Below are 20818 nucleotides of genomic sequence, written 5' to 3' on the forward strand. Positions count from 1 at the left end.
ACACCAATATTCATGTACGTTTTATACGAAGAAGATGGCGCCTTTAAAACAGGTCACATCATGGCTGAAGCCGATGCAACCCTTCAGGTTGAATCCGAATCTGGCAAACGCAGCAAGGTCAAACGCGCCAATTGCATCTTTACGTTTGCCAGCCCAACACCAGATCTGTTGATGCCTCAGGCGGATAGTCTCGCCAATGAAATCGACCTGCCCTTTCTTTGGGAGTGTGCACCCGCCGATGAGTTCGACATCGAGACAATGGGCGCTGAATATTTTGGGCATCCGCCTGACACGTTAGAGAAAACCACATTACTACTCAGGCTGCACAGTGCCCCAATTTACTTCCATCGGCGTGGCCGAGGTCGTTATCGCGCAGCACCTCCCGAGATTTTGAGCGCAGCGCTAGCGGCTCAAGAAAAGAAACAACGGGCGGCGGCCCAAACCGAGGAGTGGGCGCAAGCAATCGCCGCTGGCCAGCTTCCGGATGAGGTCGCGCAGGCCGCCATGACCTTGATTACAAAACCAGACAAAAACTCACAAGCATGGAAGGCTCTCGACGCTGCGTGTACACAACGACAGACATCGCCAGAGCGCCTCTTGCTGGACTCGGGCGCGTGGCCTCATGCACTCGCTCTGCACAAAGGACGCTTTCTGGCGAACCATTTTCCGCGTGGCACTGGTTTTGCGCCGTGCGACGTACCGGACATCGCACGCGAACTCCCTCTCGCAGAGGTAGAGGCTTACTCTGTCGACGACATCAGCACGACAGAGATTGATGACGCGCTTTCTGTGACTCGGCTGCCTGACGGCAATCTGTGCGTGGGCATCCATATTGCCGCCCCTGGACTGGCTGTCACCAAAGACAGTGCGCTCGACAAGCTTGCACGCGCCAGGATGTCCACGGTCTACATGCCTGGTGACAAAATTCCGATGCAGCCCGATGAAGTCATTGCCGCTTTTTCGCTGGACGAAGGCCGACCTGTTCCTGTGTTGTCACTGTACGTCACCGCCAATCCCGAAACGGGAGAAATCATTTCCCACGAAAGTCGTCTCGAACGCTTGGCTGTGCGCGCAAACTTGCGTCACAACGCACTCGATGCCCTCATCACCGAGGAGTCACTTGCAGATCCGAGCATCGAACTTCCCCATAACGACTGGATTCGTCCGCTCTGGCAACTTGCGCTCGCACTATGTAAACAGCGTGAAATCGTACGTGGAAAACCTGAAAACAATAACCGGGTCGAATACAGCTTTTATGTCGATGGCGATCCGGACGATCCGAGCTCGACCGTACGCCTTGTGCCGCGTTTGCGTAACGCACCCTTAGACAGATTGGTCGCCGAGTACATGATTCTGGCGAACAGCACCTGGGGTGGTTTGCTGGCGACCCATGGCCTACCCGGCATTTATCGCTCACAACAAACTGGGCGCGTGCGCATGAGCACGCACGCCCTTCCTCACGAAGCGATCGGCGTTCCGCAATACGCTTGGTGCACCTCACCTTTGCGTCGCTATGTTGACCTCGTCAATCAATGGCAACTGATCGCTGCCATCGAAAATGGTGTATCAGCCCCACTCGTCGCGCCCTTTAAACCGCGTGATGCAGATTTGTTCGCCATTATCGGGGGGTTTGAGTCACAATATGTAGCATGGCATGACTTTCAAAACAGCATGGAGCGGTTCTGGTGCTTGCGTTGGCTTCAACAACAGCAAGTCTCCGAATGCGAAGCGACCGTTCTCAAAGAGGATTTGGTGCGTCTGAGCCATGCGCCGATGGTCGTTCGTTTAACCGGTCTACCAGCGCTCGACAGAGGACAGCGCATCACACTGCAAATTACGGGATTCGATGAGCTTGCTCTTGAAATGGATTGCCGATTTGTAGCGAGCATTGAAAGCGAACAAACCGAGGAAATCAACCCAGCAACGTGAACACGAGTCGTTTCAATCCCCTCCAAGCGCCTACGCCAGCTGGTGCAAGCTGGCTGAACGCGCAGCAGCGTTTTTTACGCTGGGGGCTGTTGTTGTCTATTACCTGTCATCTAGCTTTGCTTGCTTGGCAAAGAGCCGCACCGCCCCCCTTCGAGCCCAAGCCTTCCGAGCTTGAAATCGTCATGGTCAATGCCGCCACCGAAAGCGAGCCGAGCCAAGCCAACCTACTCGCACAAAGCAATGTGGATGGAGGCGGTCAGGCCGAAAAAGGCTATATGTCCACCATCATCCCGCACACCGGTGATGCTGCTGAGCCCATCATGCTGGACGCACTCATTCGTCAGCGGCAACAACTCGAAATACAGCAACAGCAACTTCTGACCCAGCTTCGTTCACGTGAGCAAACATCTCCCGGACAACCCGCACCTTCACCAACCGACGCCAGCGAGAAGGCCGGCGAGGACGAAACGGATCAAGACAGTATTGTTTTAAACGGACAGATTGCAGTGCTGGCGCAGCGCATCGAACGCGACAATGCGCGCCCTCGCAAGCATTTTGATGCAGCATCCGCTCGCAAAACGACTTACGCCCCATATATTGATCAATGGCGTCAGCGTATTGAACAAGTGGGAACCGAACACTACCCAAAAGGTGTGGAGGGAAAATCCTATGGCAGCGTTCAGGCAACCTTAACCATACGCGCAGATGGCTCGATTGCGGATATCACGATCAATCGTCCCTCGAACAGTCCTCTGCTCAATCAAGCGGTCCGACGCATCGCCCAACTATCTGCCCCATTCGCGCCTTTTCCCGCCGACATGGCCCGGCAGATTGATCAACTTGTTCTCACCCGAACCTGGCATTTCGTCAACGGCGCTTTGGAGACCAGACAACCATGACACTCATCGTCAAAACTAGATCATCCACTCCCTCCATACAAGCGGCAGGGCAACGGTTCGCAGTGATTGGTCATCCAGTCAAGCACAGCCGCTCACCATCGATTCATCAACAGTTTGCGGCACAGACACACATCGCACTCACCTATGAACGACTCGAAGCACCCTTGGATGCCTTTAAACACACGGTCAACCAATTTTTCTCAGCAGGCGGTCGCGGCTTAAATGTGACCGTCCCCTTCAAACTCGAGGCGTGGGAGTTGGCGCGTGAGCATCTCAGCACACGGGCACGGCAAGCACAAGCGGTCAATACACTTTGGATGCGTGATGGTGCTTTGCACGGTTGCAACACGGACGGAGTGGGTTTAGTGTCAGATTTAAAGCGTCTGGGTGTTCGATGCGAGGGTGCAAGGATTTTGATGGTTGGCGCGGGCGGGGCAGCGCGCGGAGTGTTGGGACCACTACTTGAAACTGGGTGCAAGCAACTTCACGTCGTCAATCGGACCGTTGCGCGCGCGCAAGCATTGGTGTCAGAGTGGCACGCGTCAGAACCCTCCATGCAAAAAGTCCTCTCCGCAGGCAGCCTCGCGGACACCGCCGTCCCTGAAAGATGGGATATTGTGGTGAATGCGAGTGCAAGCAGCCTGAGCGGTGAAGCACCCGCTTTGCCCGCAGGGCTTTATGCACCGGGCGCGTGGGCCTACGACATGATGTATGCGGCAAAGCCTACCGCGTTTATGCTCCAAGCCAAAGCCGATGGCGCGACTCACCTCAGTGATGGCTTAGGAATGCTGGTGGGACAAGCGGCTGAAAGTTTCTACCTTTGGCATGGCTTGCGTCCAGATGTCACTCCAGTACTAACTTCTTTACGGGCAGAACTCAGTCAACCGTGATTGGGGATTACACTTGAAACTATGAGAACTGCCCGCCGTTACCTTGCCCGAGAAATCTATCGCTCCACCTCTGTGGTGCTGATTGCTTTGCTCGGACTATTTACGTTTTTCACCTTGGTCGATGAGCTCGACACGGTTGGAGACAAGTTCCCGCTTGCTGCATTGTTTTATCTGCAGGTTCTCTCGATTCCGACACGGCTTTACGACCTGCTGCCCATCGGAGTATTGATTGGTGCGATTCTGGCGCTCTCTAGCTTGGCCCAGCGCAACGAACTCGTCATTCTGAGGGTGTCGGGCGTCAGCGGCTTTGGGTTGCTCAGAATGCTGTGGACTGTTTCTATCCCCATCATCCTGGGTGCACTGATCCTTTCCGAATTCCTCACGCCCATGGCGGAGATCAAAAGCAGCGAAACCAACTTGCTCATGCGCGGAAGGGTGGAAGGCGGACGTCTCGCCAGTGGCTACTGGTTCAAAGAACCCACGCCGAACGGCGGCACGCGGATCATCAACGTTGGCAACTTGCTCGCCTCGGGTAATGTGTCTAATTTGCGTGTCTACGAGTTTCCGGATGGTCTGACACTTTCTCTCGTGGCTCAATCCGAAGCCGGCCGTTTCGTTGATGGCAAGCTCGTGATGCAAAAAGTCACAGAAAACCATATTGCGCCATCCATCGAAAAAACCCTTTCTGACGCCAAAGTCTCAACCACGCCTTCTGTAACGGTCACCCAATCTGCCGAGCGCAGCTTTGACACCTCTCTTTCAGCAGAACGCTTGGTCGCCAGAATTCTGACGCCGGAGCGCATGTCACTTCTCGCTCTGCATGACTACATCGACTATCTCAATCGCAATCAACTCCAGGCCGATCGCCAAGTCGTGGCGATCTGGCGCAAACTTGCCTACCCCTTTACGCTGTTGGTCATGCTGACGATTGCAGCCCCGATCAGCTTTATGCAGACGCGGCGTGGCGGCGTCGGCGCCAAGGTTTTTCTGGGCATTTTGCTTGGCACGGGCTTCTTTATGTTGAACCAACTCGCTTTAAATGTGAGTCTGCTTTACAACTGGTCGCCTGTCGTGACAGCATTACTCCCCAATATCGGCGCCATGATGATTGCGCTCTCCGCAGTCTTTACGATGGAAAATCGTAACGCGATTGCCAACCGACGGCGCGGTCGCTCCTTTTGGAAAAAATCACCGATATGAGTATGCATAGCATTTGGATGGTTGGTGATATTCAAGGTTGCTGCGGCTCTCTTGAGACCTTGTTGTCTCAGCCCGACATTCAAGACGATCCCGAGGCGCACTTTTGGTTTGCTGGTGATCTGGTCAACCGAGGACCTCAATCTCTCGCGACGCTTCGTCGCATCATGTCGCTTGGCGAACGTGCCACGGTCGTCTTGGGTAATCACGACCTTCACCTCTTAGCGATGGCGGCCGGTGTTCGAAAGACCGGCAAAAAAGACACGCTTGACGAGGTACTCGCCGCCGATGATGCCCAAGACATCATCGACTGGCTACGTTTTCAACCTTTGGCACATTTCGAGTATGGACATTTACTCGTCCATGCGGGCGTTCTTCCTCAATGGGATGCCGAAGAAACGGTCGAACTCGCAGGTGAAGTCGAGTCCGTCCTGCAAAGCGCGGACTGGAAAAAACACTTGCAGCTGATGTACGGCAACACGCCTGATCAGTGGGATGATCGCCTCAAAGGGCCTGACCGTTTGCGCGTCATCATCAATGCGCTGACCCGTGTGCGTTTTTGTGACAAACAAGGACGCATGCTCCTGAATGTCAAAACGGAACCTGCGCCTGAAGACAAGTCCCTCGTCCCTTGGTTTAACTTGCCCAAGCGTGCCACGCGTGACGTGACGGTGGTTTTTGGACACTGGTCTACGTTAGGGCTTAAGCTCGACAGCGATGTGATTTGTCTGGATAGTGGTTGCCTGTGGGGCGGCCACCTCACCGCCGTGCGCCTGCAAGATCATGCGGTGGTTCAAGTCCCTTGCGCGCAGACACTCGATCCGCACGATGACTAGGCACCCATACTGACTACGCAGTAGTCTTTCCCTCTAGGAACCAGGCCTTCAGCAGCGCATTGACCGGCTCAGCCGCCTCATAATTCACCCAATGTCCGATCTCCGGCAAAATCACACCCTGGCGCCTCGCCTGCCCGTCGATCATATGCGTCATCAAATACTCTGGCGTACACGTGATGTCATGCTCACCCCATATGATGAACGTCTCTCCACTGTAATTATCCAGTGCGGGGCCCAATAAGCCACGACCCGAAATACCCCTGCTACGAAAGCGAGTATTGATGCAAGAGTAAGTGTGAATCCCCATCGCAAAGGGATCGATTTGTTCATCGGCATAAATCATGTGTGCCCACAAATTAAAGCGCATCGCCTCAAGCAGTGCTTCGTCCGTCTCAGCACGCTTCCAATTAATCAGTTTGCCACGCTCACGACGTGGCCCCCCATGACCTCCCGGTCCGAGCAGGGCCAGACGGCGCACGGGAAGCCCTTTGGCCGCCACATTGGCAGACACCAAGCCTCCAAAAGAAAATCCCGCCAGATCAAAGGGCGTGTCTGGCCCGAACAGCTGAGTTAAACACTCTGCTGTGACATCTACCATCGTTGCAAAATCATCAAACCTGGGATCGCTAGAGTCACCGTAGCCTGCCAAATTTGGGATCCACAGTGAGAAGTCCTGAGAGAGCGCCTCAATATTGCGCGCCCAATGCAGCCAGCTTCCATGCCCCCCATGAATCAGAACGAGGGGGGGACCCTCTCCGAACTGTCGCCAGCTAACTTGGTGTTCCCCTACGGTGACAACATGACGTGTGGCACGCGACTCAAACTCGGCGATCCAGTCAAGAGTTTGCTGATTAACGGGGCTGGACATGGCAACTGTTCCTCTGTGGCAAAAAACAAACATTAAGCTCGCAAGATAGTATCCCAATGGACAAGTCCGTCAAACTCAGCAAAATTGTGTAAAGTGCAATTTTTGATTGTTGACTGAGCTCAAACATGATTATCGATTGCCACGGCCACTTCACCACGACCCCACCTCAGGTCGCCAAATTTCGTGCGGACCAAATCGCAGAATTTCAGCGGACCGGTCAGGCACCGACGGCGCCACCACCTGCAGTGTCCGACGAGGAAATCCGTCATGGCATCGATAACAATCAGCTGCGCATCATGAAAGAGCGCGGCATCGACATGACGATTTTCTCGCCTAAAGCAGTGGCGATGGATCACCACATGGGCAACGAAGACACCAATGTGGTCTGGGCGCGCTACAACAATGAGCTGATCAACCGTGTGTGCAAACTCTATCCTGAGCACTTCATCGGAGTGTGCCAGCTGCCACAAGCCGCTGGCGTCGCACCAGGCAAGCGTGTCATCGAGGAACTCGAGCGTTGCGTCAATGAGTTTGGTTTTATCGGTGCCAACATCAATCCCGACCCGACGGGCGGACATTGGAGCGATCCACCACTCTGGGACAAAAAATGGTGGTATCCCTTATATGAAAAAATGGTTGAGCTTGATGTCCCTGCCATGATCCATGTCAGCGGTTCATGCAATCCGCATTTCAACGCGGTGGCCACCCACTACATCAATGGCGATACAACAGCCTTTGTCCAATTCATGACCTCGGATATCTTTAAAGACTTTCCGACACTTAAATTCATCATCCCGCATGGCGGCGGTGCAGCGCCCTACCACTGGGGTCGTTATCGTGGCATGGCCCTGGATATGGGCATCCCTTCACTAGAAGAAAAAGTCCTGAATAACGTGTTTTTTGATACCTGCGTCTATCACCAGCCAGGCATCGACTTGCTGTTGCGCGTGGTGCCCAATAAAAACATCCTGTTTGCGTCAGAAACCGTCGGAGCGGTTCAGGGCATTGATCCATTGACGAACTTTTACTTTGACGACACACGTCGCTATATCGAAGCATCGCCTTCGGCAGATGCCTCGCAGAAAAAGCAAATTTTTGCCAACAATGCCTTGGGCGTCTACTCACGTCTGCGCGCGCATCCACGTTGCCAGAGTTGCTGAAGCGCTAGCGTCTCAGCACGACCTCTCTGAGCACTTGGTGTGCCCGTGCCCCAAGCTCTGCTCGGGCAGGTGCCGGCAATCCGTCCGGCACCCAAATAGGCGCTAAAAATTCCACCTCTATACGAACACCTTTCCCGCCCAGCACTTTCCAAAGATTTTGCATCAGATTTTCATCACCGACAAAGGCAGCGAAATCACTGCGTTTATCATGATGAAAAAATAACAGGGCAACGGGTTGTATTGGCACGTTTGCACGTCGGGCAGGCTCGAACAGGTTGGCATAAAAAGGCAACAAATCGTAACCTTGAGATGTCGTTCCTTCGGGAAATAGTCCGACGACTTGTTCAAGCTTAAAGATATCCTGCATCTCTCGGCCAACTTTTTGCACTGCATGCCTAGAGGCACGTTCGATAAAAATCGAACCTGCACCGCGGGCGAGCAAGCCTAATAATGGCCATCGGCGAATTTCGCTTTTGGCAACAAACACCACTGCGCGCACCGTATTGACCGCAAAAATATCTAACCATGAAACATGATTCACCACCCACAACACGGGCCCACTGAGTAGCGGTTTGCCAACGTGCGACACCCGTACGCCGCATAGGCACAACAAAACCATCGACCAATATTGCTTGGCCCATAACCGTCCAGAATGCCTGAGCAGAGGGAAGGTCAGAACAATCACGAGCAAGCCAAAAACAACCCAAGTCAAGACCAGCAATGCCCTCAAGGAAAAACGCAATATCTTCACGGCATGCGCTCCCATACCACTTGGCCGTGCAACACCGTTGCACACACACGTCCAGGCAACTCTCGACCAAAAAATGGCGTGCACTTACTCACACCAGTCAGATTTTCACGGCTAACCAACCAGTATGCGTCTGGATCGATTATGCACACATCCGCTTGATTGCCTATGCTCAAACAACCAGGCTGAAAGGACCAATTGGCACTCTCTGCCAGCACTCGACCCGGACCACAAGTGACCAGTTTGAAAGCCTCACTCAAAGGCACCCGCGCATCTTGCGACCACTTGAGCACCAGTGAGAGCAACAACTCCAAACCCATCGACCCCGGTACAGCATTGGTAAACGGTTGTTGTTTATCCTCATCCGTCAGAAGGGTGTGATCCGAACATACTGCGTCAATCGTGCCATCCAATAATCCGAGTCGAATCGCATCGCGATCACGCTGACCACGCAAGGGCGGCTCGAGCCGGAAATGGCTGTCATAAAAGCCAATATCGATATCAGTGAGGTGTACATGATTTGCACTCACGTCACAGGTGATCGGACGCCCTTGTTTTTTAGCGGTGCGCACCATGTCAACGGCCTCGGCACTCGACAAGCGACAAAGATGCAGGCGCACACCTGTCGCGCGCTGTAACGAAAGCAACGTTTGACACGCAATCGTCTCAGCTTCTACCGGAATCCCTGCCAAACCTAGACGCGACGCATAGGCACCGCTCGCGGCCACCCCATCGCGCGCGAGCCATGGATCTTGCGGTCGACACCACACGCCGTACTCAAATGTTTTGGCATATTGCATCGCGCGCAACAGGACTGCGGTATCTTGCACAGGCGTATCGCCTTGTGAAAATCCCACACAACCGGCTGCGGTCAGTCTCATCATTTCAGACAAAGCTTGCCCCTGCAAACCCTCCGTCAACGCACCCAAATGATAAACATTGACCCGAGGGCTGAGTGACGGCGCAGAGACAGTCGTCACCACCTCTGGCGGCTGCACCACGCTTGTCACACCGCCGGCCAAAGCCGCATCCAAGGCATCGCCAGACGCACCCACGCGAGCGGACAAATCGACCAAGCCGGGCAATACGATCATGCCAGAGGCATCAAACACTTTATCCGCGACAAACCCCTCTGGAGCCGTCCCCACAGCAACAATCCTACCCTGCGCAATCCAGACATCCGCCAGCGCATCAAGATGATTTGCAGGGTCGATCACACGCCCCTGTTGAATATGCAGTTTCATGCCAACGCACCCGCAACAAGACTCAGCGCCGCCATGCGCACTGCGATACCCGCAACTCGGCTCGCCTTCCTTGAACCCTCAGTTCCAAGCACTAAGCAATCAGGTTTCGCGCATGCAAGCTTTTCTTCTGTGAGTCCATAACATTCAACATATTCGCGCGCCGAAGGTATATAGGTTGCATCTATTCCCGTCCGCTCTTGATCCAGCATGATGACGACGTCAGCGTCTCGCAAGCCGTCGGCCAGATGCGTGTATGCGCGCACACCTAATTGCGCAAGACCCTCAGGCAACAAAGTCAAAGGCGCGACGACACGCACTTCGGCGACACACAGCGTGGTAAGTGCATGAATACAGGAGCGCGCATGGCGCGAGTGCAACACATCGCCCACCAACACGACCGTGAGATTGGAAAAATCATTTTTTGCGCAACGAATGACGTGCATATCCAGCAAGGCAGACGATGGATCTGCATGACAGCCATCCCCCGCATTCACAATATGCGTGTGAGCACCGATCTGCTGTGCGATAAAAAATGGCACACCGCTCGCCTCGGTCCGTAATAAGACGATATCGATATGACGTTCACTGAGCGAAGAGATTGTGGAGAGCTCCAGTTTTTGGATTCCCAACCATTCAGCGGACAAACTCTGAGCCGCGGACTCAAATCCCCCAACATCGGTTGACGCCTTGTCAACAAACAGCTCATCAACAAGGCTCAGTATCTTTTTGTCTTGCAGAAGCGGGGTTTTTTTGAGTGCACCCTCTGTCGACGCAAGAAACAACGCAGTCGTGTCGAGAATGCGCGTCAGAATCGCGCGCGACAGACCTTCGGTCGTGAGCAGATGTGTCAGCTCGCCGCGTTGGTTTAGTTGAGGATTGCGCATGCGTTCATATGCCCGGATTCATTTAAGTCAGCGCATCAAAATAGCGCTGCAAAATGATAGCCGCAGCCACCGCATCATCGGGCTCATTTCCCGTGATTTTTTGGGCTTGGACACTCGACCCCCGCTCATCGACCAACACGACGGGCAAACCAAACCTCCCCTCGAGCTGACGTGCAAAACGTCGGCAGTGTTGGCTCGCGTATTGTTCGCTTCCATCCGTCGCGAGCGCCAATCCGACCACGAGTCTTTCAGGCTGCCACCGCTTGAGCAGCGCCTCGACTCGCGCAAAACGACCGTCGCGAGTAGGCTCCAAAATAATGTCTAGCGGATGCGCCTGTTTGAGCAAGGTATTGCCTAGGGCAACACCGAGCTTTTTAGCACCGTAATCAAATGCCAGAAGCGTTTCTTCAGGCATGACCCGCCACACCGGTCAGCATCACTGGGTCGATTCCCAACAGCTTGAGAGCGGCGGGATAGCGGTCTTGAGGTGGCGTATCAAAAATAATATTTTCTTGCGCTGCGACAGTTAACCAAGCATTTTGCGCGAGCTCATTTTCGAGCTGGCCTGCCCCCCAACCCGCATAACCCAGCGTCACAAACAATTGCTCTGGACCGTTTCCATGGGCTACGGCCTCCAATACGTCTCGAGAGGTGGTCAACGCTAAGCGCCCCAGCTTAATACTTGAGCTGTAATCACCCGCGGGAAAATGCAAGACAAACCCACGATCAGTCTGTACTGGACCGCCAAAAAATACCGCAGGGCTGTGCGCAATTTGTTGCTCCGCACTCTGCCCGGGCGCAATCTCAAGCTTGAGGTCGATTTTTTCAAGCAAACCGGCCACACTGAGGTCAGTCGGCCGGTTAATCACCAAACCTAACGCGCCTTTTGAGTTGTGCTCGCACAAATAAATGACGGTTCCAGCGAGATCCCCAGAAACCATACCCGGCATGGCCATCAGAAACTGATTGGACAGGTCGGTCACGGTCTCAGGTGTGCGTTGGGATTGCTCCATACGAGGACTTTAGATCTCCATCAACTCAAAATCTTCTTTACGTGCGCCGCACTCTGGGCAAACCCAGTTTGGAGGCACATCTTCCCAGCGTGTACCGGCAGGAATCCCTTCTTCGGGCACGCCAGTCTCTTCGTCGTAAATCCAACCACAAATCAAACACATCCAAGTACGCATCATTCTCTCTTTTGGTGGAACCCGTCTGTCCTCAAGGAAAAGGACAAGTAAAACGGGTCATCTCTTACAATGGGGTCAATCTTACCGAAACCAACACATACGTGCCTACACATCGCTTGTCGTTTTGACATGAATCAAACTATTTCAACACCTGTCACTCTCATTTTTGGCCCTTTTGACCCAACAGGATCAGACGGGTTGCCAGCGGACGCGATTACCTGCGCGGCCTTGGGAGGACATGCGATCTCCACTTTGACCGCTGTCACCATCCAGGACAGCGCAAAAAGCGAGTCTGTACTGCCCTGCTCGGCCGAGCAAATTGATGACCAGGCTCGCTGCCTGCTGGAGGATATTCCCGTCCAGGCCATCAAAGTCGGTGCGCTCTCCTCGGTTGCAGCGGTGAGCGCCGTCGCCCAGATCGCGGCGGATTACAGCCAAATCCCGCTTGTTTTACATCTCGGCGCCCAAGAAATCGATACTGAAACGCCAACCGAAGAAGAGGACGAGGTCGACGACTTGATTGGGGCCGTGATCGAACTGCTTGTTCCCCAAGCTCACATTGTGGTGATTGAGGCGCGACGACTCAACCAATGGATCACTGAAGAGGTCATGGAAGCCTCTGGCCATGCAGGCGGCGCTCAAGCTCTGCAAGCGATCGGAGCCCAATGGGTCCTTATCACCGGCGTTAAACAACGTCCGGGACTTCAGACCAATGTGCTAACGGGTCCTGAAAGTGAGACCATCGCTTGGCCGTGCGCCAACGCCCCCGAACGCACAAGAGATTCGGGTGGATTGGTCGCGACTGCTCTGGCTTGCCTGCTGGCCCGCGGACTCAGCGTACCCAAAGCCGCCGAACAAGCCTGCGCTCACGGCAGCCAAGCCCTGCTACAGTCCTTCCAGCCTGGCATGGGAAACCTGATCGCCCGTCGCATTCCAATTGCACCTTAACGACCCAATTTGCTGATGCCCTCAACACTCAAGTTTCCTAAAGGTTTATATGGCGTGACCCCTGACTGGGATGATGCCAAGCGCCTCGAGCAAGCTGTTCGTGACGCGGCCCGTGGCGGCATGAAGGCCTTGCAACTGCGCCACAAAACGGCCACGCCTGAACTGCGTCGCCATTTAGCCCAAACTCTACTACCCGTCTGCCAAGAGCTCGACCTCATTTTTTTAATCAACGATGACTGGCGACTCGCCCTCGAACTAGGTGCACACGGTGTGCACGTTGGTCAGCACGATGAGGATCCGGCGCGAGTCCGCCAAGAAATCGGACCTGACATGCTGCTTGGGGTATCTTGCTATGCCGACCCCCAACGCGCGCAAAGCATGCTCAAACATCAAGTGGCCTATATTGCCTTTGGTGCCATGTACGCATCCTCAACCAAGCCGCTCGCCCCTACTGCGCCGCTTGAAGTGCTTCGCGCAGGGCAGACACTGGCTCAGACGCTTGAAGCACCTCGACCGGCTGTGGTGGCCATCGGCGGCATCGGCATCTCCCAGGCGCCGGTCTTAGCAGCCGCAGGTGCGGATAGCATCGCAGTCGTCGGCAGCCTATTTTTAGCTCAAAATATCGAAGCTGCGGCACGCGCGCTTTCTGCACCTTTTGCCCAAGCGCCGCTCACACCCCCTATTTCCACATCCACTTCTGCCGTCTGAACGGAGTATTTTTTATGTCACGCAACGTAGAACTTTTCGATCGCGCCTGTATTAGCATTCCCGGTGGCGTGAACTCACCCGTTCGGGCCTTTCGCTCCGTGGGTGGCACACCACGCTTCGTCGCACGCGCTCAAGGCCCCTACTTTTGGGACGCCGATGACAAACGCTACATCGACTATATCGGCTCGTGGGGCCCTGCTATTTTGGGTCACGCTCATCCTGAGGTCGTCAAGGCCGTCCAAGACGCTGCAGTCCATGGCTTGTCCTATGGCGCGCCCACAGAGACTGAAATCGTCATCGCAGAAATGCTGATTGAACGCATGCCGTCTATTGAACAGGTCCGCTTGGTCAGCTCAGGCACCGAAGCCACCATGACCGCCATCAGACTAGCTCGCGGTGCAACAGGTCGCAACAAAATCATCAAATTTGAAGGCTGTTATCACGGCCATGCAGACAGCTTGCTAGTCAAAGCGGGCTCAGGACTCTTGACGTTTGGCAACCCAACCTCAGCCGGCGTACCGCCTGAGTTTGTCGCCCACACCATCGTGCTCGACTACAACGATATCGAGGGCGTCAAGGCAGCGTTCGCTCAACACGGCAAAGAAATCGCCTGTGTCATCGTCGAACCCATTGCCGGCAACATGAATATGATTAAGCCGATCGCGGGCTTTCTCGAAGCACTGCGCAGCGAATGTACTGCGCATGGCGCATTGCTGATTTTTGATGAAGTCATGACAGGTTTCCGTGTTGGTCCTCAAGGCGTTCAAGGTCTGACCGGAATCAAACCTGACATCACGACTCTGGCTAAAGTCATCGGCGGTGGGATGCCGATCGGTGCTTTTGGTGGCAGCGCCGAGGTCATGAAAAATATCGCACCCTTAGGTGGCGTTTATCAGGCCGGTACACTGTCAGGCAATCCCGTCGCAGTCGCAGCGGGCATCACCACACTTAAATTATTGTCCAAGCCAGGCTTTTATGAAGCGCTGGACAAGCAGACACGCGCACTCACCAAGGGGTTGACCGAACGCGCGCACGCGCATGGCATTCCTTTTAGCGCAGATAGCGAAGGCGGTATGTTTGGCCTGTACTTCTCCAACGACATCCCCACCTCTCTCGCTGCAGTGTCGGCCAGCAACATTGAGATGTTCAAGGTGTTTTTCCATGCCATGCTGGATGAAGGTGTCTATTTTGCACCCTCAGCCTACGAGGCGGGCTTTGTCTCCGCCACGCATGATGACAGCGTGATTGCCGCAACGGTCGCCGCAGCAGACAAGGTGTTTGCCAAGCTCGCCAAGGGCTAAGCCCTCTGACGTATCTTCGTTCAGGTGTTTAGGTGCGCACAGTGCCTGAACACCTGAATGAAGACCTCACTGAACACCACACTAAACGCCCAAATAGCGCGTCCAGAGACTGCGATCCGCATCCAGTTCAGCAGAACTACCCTGCCACACGACAGCGCCACGCTCCAAAATCACATGCCGGTCAGCAAGTTTTAGTAGCCGCTCGACGTATTTATCGATCACGAGAATGGTCTGCCCGCTCTCACGCAAACGTGCGATGCACTGCCAGATTTCTTCACGCACCAGAGGGGCAAGCCCCTCAGTGGCCTCGTCCAACACGAGCAGCTTGGGATTGGTCACGAGCGCTCGCCCGATGGCCAGCATTTGCTGCTCACCGCCGGACAATTGATTACCCATATTGCGTGCTCGTTCACGCAAACGCGGAAACATTTCAAACACTTTCTCAACGTCCCAGGGCTCGCGAATCTCGGGATTCCGGTGCGCGACAAAAGCCGTCAGGTGCTCCTTCACAGTCAGATTAGGAAAGCACTGGCGGCCTTCGGGCACAATGGCCAAACCCAGCCGCGCGATACGATCAGAGGGCCAGCCCGCAATATTTTGCCCCTCAAAAGTCAGAGTGCCTGCAGACAAGGGGAGTTGGCCAAACAGCGTCTTGATGAGCGTACTTTTGCCCATTCCATTACGGCCCAATAAAGCCACGACTTCGCCACGCTGAATATCGAGGGAGACCTCAAACAGCACCTGACTCAGTCCATAACCACTCTGTAACTGATGGGCATGCAACATCAAGCGTGCTCCTCACCCAAATAAGCTTCTCGCACACCAGCATGATTGCGGATTTCTTCGGGCGTACCGGTTGCGATGATACGACCGTACACTAAAACGGAGAGTCGATCCGCGAGACGAAAGACTGCCTGCATGTCGTGCTCGACCAACAACATCGTCGTGCGTCCACGCATCGAGGCGATCAGCTCCGTCAGCTTGAGCGTTTCATCTGGCCCCATCCCTGCCATGGGTTCGTCAAGCAGCAACACGGACGGTTTGGATGCCAAAGCCAATGCAAATTCAAGCTTACGCTGCTCACCGTGGGGCAAAGTCCCTGCCGCCGCGCGCCAACTTTCTGGGCTGATGGCACAGTCCTGCGCCAATCGCTCCGCAGCCTCGGTCAAGGCTTTGTCCTGTGCACGCGGGCGCCAAAAACTAAAGCTACTGCCAGCGCTGGCTTGCACCGCTAACAGTAAGTTTTCAAAGACAGTCAGTTGCTTGAAAATATTGGTGATTTGATAGGATCGTGACAAGCCCGCCGCCACCCGCTGATGCAAACCCGAGCGGGTGACATCATGCCCCTTGAGAGTCAGTCGCCCACTATCTGCGGCAACAGAACCAGACAGCAAATGAATCAGTGTCGATTTACCCGCACCATTAGGGCCAATGAGCGCGTGAATCTCGCCTGACCGAAGCGAGAGCGATACCTGATCGCATGCGACCAACGCGCCATAGCGCTTGGTGAGCTGCTGTGCCTCTAACACTATGTCAGGGACGGTCGCATTCATCGCGCACCGCCCGGTTTAAACATCCCTGCGAGGCCACGAGGCGCAAACAACACAATCGCAAGCAACAGCACGCCCAGAGGCAAGTGCCAATAGTCCGTATACAAGCGCAGGACTTCTTCCAGCCACAACATCACCGCAGCCCCCACGAGTCCACCATAGCGCAAGCCAATGCCTCCAACAATCACCATAATGATCAGGTTGGCCGACGCCGTCCAGTGCATCAGGCTCGGCGAGACGAATTGGTTGTGGCTCGCCAACAGCGCGCCCGCAAGTCCCGCCATCACGCCTGCAATGACAAATGCGAGCAACTTAATGCGGAAAACCGGATATCCCAACGCCTCCATGCGTGACTCGTTTTCGCGGATCCCTTGCAAGGCTTGGCCAAAGCGAGCCTGAATGAGACGATTGAGCCACCACAAGCAAACCAGCACCACGCACAACACCACGTAATAAAACGTTCGGTCATCCGCAAGATTGAGCCCGGGTAGCAAGGAGGGACCTGCCAGATTGATGCCATCCTCTCCCCCATACTGTCGCAAAGAGATAAACAGATAAAACACCATCTGGGCAAAGGCCAGCGTAATCATGATGAAGTAGACCCCGCGCGTGCGCAAGGAAATCAATCCAATCACAAAGGCGAGCATACCCGCCGCGAACATGGCCGCAGGCCAGGCAATCAACGCCTGCGAAACCCCTTGGACGGAGAGAATTGCCACGACATAAGCACCTGCTCCAAAAAATGCAGCATGTCCCAACGCGACCATGCCACCATAGCCCAAAATAAAATTCAGACTGGTCGCCGCTAAGGCAAAAATCAAGACACGCCGAACAAATGAAACATAAAAATCAAGATTGAGTGCAGGTGCTACCAATGGAAATACCAACAGCAGCACAAGACCCAGCACAGACAAACTCTTCGCAGTCAATAATGTGCGCATCATCAACCACGCGCCGGAAAAAGACCCGAGGGTCTAAACACCAACACCACTGCCATCAAAATATAAATAGACAGCGCAGCCAAAGTCGGCCCCACACTGGAAGCCACAGCTGGAGAGAAAAATATTTTGAGTAAAGACGGTAAAAATGCTCGACCCGCAGTATCCACAAAGCCGACTAACAGGGCACCCACAAACGCGCCGCGCATCGAGCCAATTCCGCCGATCACGATGCATACCAGCACCAAAATCAATATCTGCTCACCCATACCCGTCTGAATCGCCGTCACCGGACCCAGTAAAGCGCCAGCAAGCGCCGCCAACATTGCTCCGAGCACGAACACTCCGAGAAACAGCAGCGGCACACGCACGCCCATCAGTGTGGCCATCTGCCGGTTTGATGCGCCCGCGCGCACCAAGACACCCGCTCTCGTGCGCGTGACAAACAAATAAAGACCTAAAGCAGCCGCCAAACCCACCGCGATGATCAACAGGCGATAGGCCGGGTACAAGAGATCAGGCAAGAGCTGCACCGGCCCCGACAATGCAGGCGGCATACTCATCATCATTGGTGCGGGTCCCCAGATCATCTTGACCACATCGTTGGCGATCAAAATCACTGCAAAGGTCCCCAGCACTTGCGCCAAATGATCTCGGATCACCAACCTTCTGATCAGAACGAGCTCAAGCACCAGTCCCACCAGCCCCGTCACGACAGCCGCCACCACCACAGCAGCAACAAAGGACTGAGTCACTTGCATGGTTTGAGCGGCAACGTAGGCACCAGCCATATACAGCGAGCCGTGCGCCACGTTCAGGATATCGAGAATCCCGAACACGAGCGTGAGGCCCGCTGCAATTAAAAACAACATCAGGCCAAACTGCAGTCCATTGAGCAACTGCTCGGCGATCAGCGTCGAACTCATAAGTTCAGAACAGGCTCTTTAGTCGGTGTTATTTTTTGCATTGACCCACATACACGTCCTGATAGGAATCAAACACCTTGCCCACCAGCTTGTTTGTAATCTGGCCCGCTGCGTTCTTTTCAATCACGCGCACGTAGTAGGGCTGAATAGGAAAGTTGTTGATGCCATAGGTAAAGGGTCCACGCACAGAAGCAAAGTCCGCTTTTTTAAGCGCAGCCAAAACAGCTGCACGATCCGCCACCTTTCCGTTGGTGGCTTTGACCGCCGCATCAATCGCCATGATCACGTCATATGCTTGGGCAGCATAGACTGAAGGCATACGGTCCTTGTATTCCTTGCGGAAGGCCTCAACAAACTTTTTGTTGGCTGCATTATCCAGATCATGGGCCCACTGCGCTGTATTAAACATACCGAGCATGGGCTCACCCACCGCACGAATCACGTCTTCATCCGCTGAAAACCCCGGGCCGACCAACTTGATGCTTTTGTTCAAGCCTGCGGAAACGAACTGCTTAATAAAGTTAATCCCCATGCCGCCTGGCAGAAAGATGTAGACCGCTTCAGGCTTGGCATCGCGAAGCTGTGCTAACTCAGCGGCATAGTCGATCTGTCCCAGCTTGGTGTAAACCTCTTGGCCCACCGCTGCTTTGTAACCACGTTTAAAACCATTGAGAGCGTCTTTGCCGGCCGGATAATCGGGGGCCATGATCACCATGTTTTTAAAGCCACGATCAGCGGCAACCTTGCCTGCTGCCTCGTGGAAGGCATCGTTCTGATAAGACACGCCAAACCAATAGTCATTACACTGGGCGCCTGCAAATTGGCTGGGGCCGGGATTATTGGAGAGATAGGGAATCTTGGCAGCGAACAGCGCAGGACCGACCGCTAAAGCCACGTTCGAACCAATCGGACCTGTAAAAAAATCGATTTTGTCGCGCTGGATGTAACGATTGACGAGTTGACGTGCCTGATCAGGATTGCCACCCATATCGGTTTGCAAAAATTCGGCGGGTTTGCCGCCTAGTTTTCCACCTAGCTGTTTGATCGCCAGATTGAAACCATCACGCGCCTCTGCGCCTAGCGCAGCAAAAGGACCGGACAAATCATTCGCAATGCCGACTTTGATCGGTGCCTGCGCGAACGCCAAACCAGGCACAAGAGCGGCCATGGCGAGAAGTTGCTTAAATAAACGCATAAAAAGTCTCCTGAGCGATCAGTCGCCCAAAACGGGGCAAAAGGGGTGCTGCTGCAGCGCAAATAGTAGCAGGTGAGCCACGCTCTGCCGCCATTCAGACCTCATTCAGACCTCCTCAAGCAGACACAAAACAGGTGATAATGTTGAATTGCTCAACTCTTTTCTTAGCAGACCGAACATGGCCGTTAATTTGCACATTCCCTCCGACGATGCAGTCTTCCCCGTTGCCGGCGTAGAAATCGGCGTGACCGAAGCGGGTATCCGCAAGGCAAACCGTCGCGACTTGACAGTCTTTCGACTGAGCCCGGGCTCAACGGTTGCCGGTGTATTTACCCGCAACCGCTTTTGCGCAGCCCCCGTTTTGGTCTGTCAGGAGCATTTGGCCAGCGCAAGTCCAATCCGCGCCCTCGTCATCAACACAGGAAATGCCAATGCAGGCACCGGCGAGCCCGGCATGCAAGCTGCCAACGAAACCTGTCAGGCACTTGCTGCACTCATGCAGCTCGACAGCAAGCAAATATTGCCGTTTTCCACGGGGGTCATTCTTGAGCCACTGCCAGTGGACCGAATCAAGGCAGGTCTGCCCGGCGCACTGAAGAATCTGAGTGAGAACAACTGGGTGTCAGCCGCGCACGGCATCATGACAACCGACACCCAACCCAAAATTCACTCACAACGTGTCAGTTTGGGTGGACACCCCATCACGATTACCGGCATTAGCAAAGGCGCCGGCATGATCCGCCCCAACATGGCGACTATGCTGAGCTACCTGGCGACCGATGCGGGCATTGCCCAACCTCTGCTCAATCAGCTCGCCAAAGAGCTCGCCGACGTGTCGTTTAACCGCATCACAATTGACGGAGACACTTCGACCAACGATTCCTTTATCGTGATTGCCACAGGCAAGAGTGGCCTGACCATCGATAGCGCCTCACACCCTCAGTACGCCGCACTCAAAGCCGTACTAGCTGCAGCCGCAACCGATCTGGCACAAAAGATTGTGCGTGATGGCGAAGGCGCGACTAAGTTCATGACTATTCAGGTCCAAGAAGCAAAAACTACCGAAGAGGCATTACAAGTCGCCTATGCGGTCGCGCACTCACCTCTTGTCAAAACCGCTTTTTTTGCCAGCGATCCGAACCTCGGCCGTATTTTGGCTGCGATCGGCTACGCCGGCATCACCGATCTTGATGTGAGCGGCGTCAAGCTCTGGCTGGGTGATGTGCTGGTTGCCACCAAAGGCGGACGTAACCCCGACTACCAAGAGGCAGACGGCCAGCGCATCATGAAAGAACCCGAAATCCTCGTACGTATCGCACTGGGCCGCGGCCAAGTGTCCGACACCGTTTACACCTGTGACTTTTCGCACGAATACGTCAGCATCAACGCAGATTACAGATCCTAATGACA

At 54.5% G+C, this 20818-nt stretch carries 22 protein-coding genes; 10 read left to right on the top strand and 12 right to left on the bottom strand.

Going from position 1 to position 20818, the window contains the following annotated elements:
* Positions 1 to 12 precede the first annotated feature (12 nt).
* Genes WBJ47_RS10935 through WBJ47_RS10955 form a run of 5 tightly spaced genes read left to right on the top strand, consistent with a single transcriptional unit; the run spans position 13 to position 5751 of the window.
* Positions 13 to 1929, top strand: coding sequence for a ribonuclease catalytic domain-containing protein (locus WBJ47_RS10935; RefSeq protein WP_422242669.1), 1917 nt, complete (start codon positions 13 to 15; stop codon positions 1927 to 1929).
* A complete protein-coding gene (locus tag WBJ47_RS10940; RefSeq protein WP_422242668.1) occupies positions 1926 to 2828 on the top strand; it encodes a TonB family protein in 903 nt (300 codons plus the stop codon). Before WBJ47_RS10935 ends, WBJ47_RS10940 begins: the two co-directional genes overlap by 4 nt.
* Positions 2825 to 3718, top strand: a complete 894-nt coding sequence (aroE, locus tag WBJ47_RS10945) for a shikimate dehydrogenase (protein ID WP_422242667.1) — start codon at positions 2825 to 2827, stop codon at positions 3716 to 3718. Before WBJ47_RS10940 ends, aroE begins: the two co-directional genes overlap by 4 nt.
* A gap of 21 nt (positions 3719 to 3739) precedes the next feature.
* Entirely contained in the window at positions 3740 to 4918 is a 1179-nt protein-coding gene (gene lptG / locus WBJ47_RS10950) for an LPS export ABC transporter permease LptG (protein ID WP_422242666.1), read from the top strand.
* 2 nt (positions 4919 to 4920) lie between these two features.
* Complete coding sequence (locus WBJ47_RS10955) at positions 4921 to 5751, top strand: symmetrical bis(5'-nucleosyl)-tetraphosphatase (protein WP_422242665.1); 831 nt, start codon at positions 4921 to 4923, stop codon at positions 5749 to 5751.
* Between the two features lie 13 nt (positions 5752 to 5764).
* On the opposite strand, the gene WBJ47_RS10960 is transcribed toward WBJ47_RS10955, so the two are convergent.
* Positions 5765 to 6619, bottom strand: coding sequence for an alpha/beta fold hydrolase (locus WBJ47_RS10960; protein WP_422242664.1), 855 nt, complete (start codon positions 6617 to 6619; stop codon positions 5765 to 5767).
* Positions 6620 to 6744: 125 nt separating this feature from the next.
* On the opposite strand from WBJ47_RS10960, the gene WBJ47_RS10965 reads away from it, so the two are divergent.
* A complete protein-coding gene (locus WBJ47_RS10965) occupies positions 6745 to 7779 on the top strand; it encodes an amidohydrolase family protein (RefSeq protein ID WP_422242663.1) in 1035 nt (344 codons plus the stop codon).
* 4 nt (positions 7780 to 7783) lie between these two features.
* Here WBJ47_RS10965 and WBJ47_RS10970 read toward each other — a convergent pair whose 3' ends face one another.
* The 6 genes from WBJ47_RS10970 to WBJ47_RS10995 are packed head-to-tail and all read right to left on the bottom strand — an operon-like array spanning position 7784 to position 11842.
* Positions 7784 to 8530 (bottom strand): lysophospholipid acyltransferase family protein, encoded by a 747-nt coding sequence (locus WBJ47_RS10970; protein ID WP_422242662.1) that lies wholly within the window; start codon positions 8528 to 8530, stop codon positions 7784 to 7786.
* Positions 8527 to 9771, bottom strand: coding sequence for a dihydroorotase (locus WBJ47_RS10975; protein ID WP_422242661.1), 1245 nt, complete (start codon positions 9769 to 9771; stop codon positions 8527 to 8529). Before WBJ47_RS10975 ends, WBJ47_RS10970 begins: the two co-directional genes overlap by 4 nt.
* Positions 9768 to 10655, bottom strand: coding sequence for an aspartate carbamoyltransferase catalytic subunit (gene pyrB, locus WBJ47_RS10980; RefSeq protein WP_422242660.1), 888 nt, complete (start codon positions 10653 to 10655; stop codon positions 9768 to 9770). Before pyrB ends, WBJ47_RS10975 begins: the two co-directional genes overlap by 4 nt.
* A gap of 22 nt (positions 10656 to 10677) precedes the next feature.
* Positions 10678 to 11070, bottom strand: a complete 393-nt coding sequence (gene ruvX, locus WBJ47_RS10985) for a Holliday junction resolvase RuvX (RefSeq protein WP_422242659.1) — start codon at positions 11068 to 11070, stop codon at positions 10678 to 10680.
* Complete coding sequence (locus tag WBJ47_RS10990; RefSeq protein WP_422242658.1) at positions 11063 to 11668, bottom strand: YqgE/AlgH family protein; 606 nt, start codon at positions 11666 to 11668, stop codon at positions 11063 to 11065. Before WBJ47_RS10990 ends, ruvX begins: the two co-directional genes overlap by 8 nt.
* A 9-nt stretch (positions 11669 to 11677) precedes the next feature.
* A complete protein-coding gene (locus WBJ47_RS10995) occupies positions 11678 to 11842 on the bottom strand; it encodes a rubredoxin (protein ID WP_028816113.1) in 165 nt (54 codons plus the stop codon).
* A 129-nt stretch (positions 11843 to 11971) separates the two neighbouring features.
* On the opposite strand from WBJ47_RS10995, the gene thiD reads away from it, so the two are divergent.
* Genes thiD through hemL form a run of 3 tightly spaced genes read left to right on the top strand, consistent with a single transcriptional unit; the run spans position 11972 to position 14799 of the window.
* Positions 11972 to 12790 carry a bifunctional hydroxymethylpyrimidine kinase/phosphomethylpyrimidine kinase gene (gene thiD / locus WBJ47_RS11000; RefSeq protein WP_422242657.1) on the top strand — a complete coding sequence of 273 codons (819 nt, stop codon included), beginning with the start codon at positions 11972 to 11974 and terminating at the stop codon, positions 12788 to 12790.
* Positions 12791 to 12805: 15 nt separating this feature from the next.
* The gene (gene thiE, locus WBJ47_RS11005; protein WP_422242656.1) at positions 12806 to 13498 is read left to right on the top strand and encodes a thiamine phosphate synthase; all 693 of its coding nucleotides are present in this window, start codon (positions 12806 to 12808) and stop codon (positions 13496 to 13498) included.
* A gap of 14 nt (positions 13499 to 13512) precedes the next feature.
* Positions 13513 to 14799: a glutamate-1-semialdehyde 2,1-aminomutase gene (gene hemL, locus WBJ47_RS11010; protein ID WP_422242655.1), complete on the top strand. Its 1287-nt coding sequence runs from the start codon at positions 13513 to 13515 to the stop codon at positions 14797 to 14799.
* 81 nt (positions 14800 to 14880) lie between these two features.
* Here the strand turns inward: hemL and WBJ47_RS11015 are convergent, their stop codons facing one another.
* Genes WBJ47_RS11015 through WBJ47_RS11035 form a run of 5 tightly spaced genes read right to left on the bottom strand, consistent with a single transcriptional unit; the run spans position 14881 to position 19408 of the window.
* Positions 14881 to 15585: an ABC transporter ATP-binding protein gene (locus tag WBJ47_RS11015; protein ID WP_422242654.1), complete on the bottom strand. Its 705-nt coding sequence runs from the start codon at positions 15583 to 15585 to the stop codon at positions 14881 to 14883.
* Positions 15585 to 16352 (bottom strand): ABC transporter ATP-binding protein, encoded by a 768-nt coding sequence (locus WBJ47_RS11020; protein WP_422242653.1) that lies wholly within the window; start codon positions 16350 to 16352, stop codon positions 15585 to 15587. The genes WBJ47_RS11015 and WBJ47_RS11020 overlap by 1 nt, the downstream gene beginning before the upstream one ends.
* Positions 16349 to 17293: a branched-chain amino acid ABC transporter permease gene (locus WBJ47_RS11025; protein ID WP_422242652.1), complete on the bottom strand. Its 945-nt coding sequence runs from the start codon at positions 17291 to 17293 to the stop codon at positions 16349 to 16351. The genes WBJ47_RS11020 and WBJ47_RS11025 overlap by 4 nt, the downstream gene beginning before the upstream one ends.
* On the bottom strand, positions 17293 to 18213 hold the full coding sequence (locus WBJ47_RS11030) for a branched-chain amino acid ABC transporter permease (protein ID WP_422242651.1): 921 nt from the start codon (positions 18211 to 18213) through the stop codon (positions 17293 to 17295). The genes WBJ47_RS11025 and WBJ47_RS11030 overlap by 1 nt, the downstream gene beginning before the upstream one ends.
* 28 nt (positions 18214 to 18241) lie before the next feature.
* Positions 18242 to 19408: an ABC transporter substrate-binding protein gene (locus WBJ47_RS11035; protein ID WP_422242650.1), complete on the bottom strand. Its 1167-nt coding sequence runs from the start codon at positions 19406 to 19408 to the stop codon at positions 18242 to 18244.
* A 178-nt stretch (positions 19409 to 19586) separates the two neighbouring features.
* On the opposite strand from WBJ47_RS11035, the gene argJ reads away from it, so the two are divergent.
* Positions 19587 to 20813, top strand: a complete 1227-nt coding sequence (argJ, locus tag WBJ47_RS11040; protein ID WP_422242649.1) for a bifunctional glutamate N-acetyltransferase/amino-acid acetyltransferase ArgJ — start codon at positions 19587 to 19589, stop codon at positions 20811 to 20813.
* Positions 20814 to 20818: the final 5 nt, after the last annotated feature.

The organism is Zwartia sp. (assembly GCF_049655405.1).
Classification (GTDB): domain Bacteria; phylum Pseudomonadota; class Gammaproteobacteria; order Burkholderiales; family Burkholderiaceae_B; genus Zwartia.

What these genes read in the sequence shown, in the direction of transcription:
- argJ (WP_422242649.1), top strand. Translation starts at nt 19,587, where the DNA reads ATGGCCGTTAATTTGCACATTCCCTCCGACGATGCAGTCTTCCCCGTT.
- WBJ47_RS11020 (WP_422242653.1), bottom strand. Translation starts at nt 16,352, where the DNA reads ATGAATGCGACCGTCCCTGACATAGTGTTAGAGGCACAGCAGCTCACC.
- WBJ47_RS10990 (WP_422242658.1), bottom strand. Translation starts at nt 11,668, where the DNA reads ATGGAGCAATCCCAACGCACACCTGAGACCGTGACCGACCTGTCCAAT.
- WBJ47_RS10955 (WP_422242665.1), top strand. Translation starts at nt 4,921, where the DNA reads ATGCATAGCATTTGGATGGTTGGTGATATTCAAGGTTGCTGCGGCTCT.
- WBJ47_RS11035 (WP_422242650.1), bottom strand. Translation starts at nt 19,408, where the DNA reads ATGCGTTTATTTAAGCAACTTCTCGCCATGGCCGCTCTTGTGCCTGGT.
- WBJ47_RS11025 (WP_422242652.1), bottom strand. Translation starts at nt 17,293, where the DNA reads ATGATGCGCACATTATTGACTGCGAAGAGTTTGTCTGTGCTGGGTCTT.
- hemL (WP_422242655.1), top strand. Translation starts at nt 13,513, where the DNA reads ATGTCACGCAACGTAGAACTTTTCGATCGCGCCTGTATTAGCATTCCC.
- aroE (WP_422242667.1), top strand. Translation starts at nt 2,825, where the DNA reads ATGACACTCATCGTCAAAACTAGATCATCCACTCCCTCCATACAAGCG.
- WBJ47_RS10965 (WP_422242663.1), top strand. Translation starts at nt 6,745, where the DNA reads ATGATTATCGATTGCCACGGCCACTTCACCACGACCCCACCTCAGGTC.
- WBJ47_RS11030 (WP_422242651.1), bottom strand. Translation starts at nt 18,213, where the DNA reads ATGAGTTCGACGCTGATCGCCGAGCAGTTGCTCAATGGACTGCAGTTT.
- WBJ47_RS10975 (WP_422242661.1), bottom strand. Translation starts at nt 9,771, where the DNA reads ATGAAACTGCATATTCAACAGGGGCGTGTGATCGACCCTGCAAATCAT.
- WBJ47_RS10935 (WP_422242669.1), top strand. Translation starts at nt 13, where the DNA reads ATGTACGTTTTATACGAAGAAGATGGCGCCTTTAAAACAGGTCACATC.
- WBJ47_RS11015 (WP_422242654.1), bottom strand. Translation starts at nt 15,585, where the DNA reads ATGTTGCATGCCCATCAGTTACAGAGTGGTTATGGACTGAGTCAGGTG.
- thiD (WP_422242657.1), top strand. Translation starts at nt 11,972, where the DNA reads ATGAATCAAACTATTTCAACACCTGTCACTCTCATTTTTGGCCCTTTT.
- thiE (WP_422242656.1), top strand. Translation starts at nt 12,806, where the DNA reads ATGCCCTCAACACTCAAGTTTCCTAAAGGTTTATATGGCGTGACCCCT.
- ruvX (WP_422242659.1), bottom strand. Translation starts at nt 11,070, where the DNA reads ATGCCTGAAGAAACGCTTCTGGCATTTGATTACGGTGCTAAAAAGCTC.
- WBJ47_RS10995 (WP_028816113.1), bottom strand. Translation starts at nt 11,842, where the DNA reads ATGCGTACTTGGATGTGTTTGATTTGTGGTTGGATTTACGACGAAGAG.
- lptG (WP_422242666.1), top strand. Translation starts at nt 3,740, where the DNA reads ATGAGAACTGCCCGCCGTTACCTTGCCCGAGAAATCTATCGCTCCACC.
- pyrB (WP_422242660.1), bottom strand. Translation starts at nt 10,655, where the DNA reads ATGCGCAATCCTCAACTAAACCAACGCGGCGAGCTGACACATCTGCTC.
- WBJ47_RS10960 (WP_422242664.1), bottom strand. Translation starts at nt 6,619, where the DNA reads ATGTCCAGCCCCGTTAATCAGCAAACTCTTGACTGGATCGCCGAGTTT.